We start from the raw sequence: 255 nt of genomic DNA, 5'->3' as shown, positions 1-255 counted from the left end.
AATGCTGATGAAATTACACCGGCACTGGAAGCCGGTCAGCGGATTTTTGGCGAAAACCGTGTGCAGGAAGCAGAAGGCAAATGGCCTGAACTGCGTGAGAAATTCTCCGGCATTGAGCTGCATCTGATCGGCCCGCTGCAATCCAACAAGACAGCCGAAGCCGTGGCTTTGTTCGATGTGATCCAGACCGTTGACCGCGAGAAAATCGCCGCAACAATTGCTGCCGAGACAAAAAAACAAAACCGCAAGCTAAAA

General features: G+C 51.4%; 1 protein-coding gene. It reads left to right on the top strand.

Annotation, left to right across the window (positions count from 1 at the left end; translation table 11 throughout):
* Positions 1-255 (top strand): alanine racemase (locus HBA93_RS22155; protein ID WP_221724678.1); only part of this gene is annotated, 255 nt, incomplete at both ends.

Source organism: Ochrobactrum sp. SFR4 (assembly GCF_019730395.1).
In the GTDB taxonomy this organism is placed as follows: Bacteria; Pseudomonadota; Alphaproteobacteria; order Rhizobiales; family Rhizobiaceae; genus Pseudochrobactrum.
This window is presented reverse-complemented; position numbering and strand designations above follow the sequence as displayed.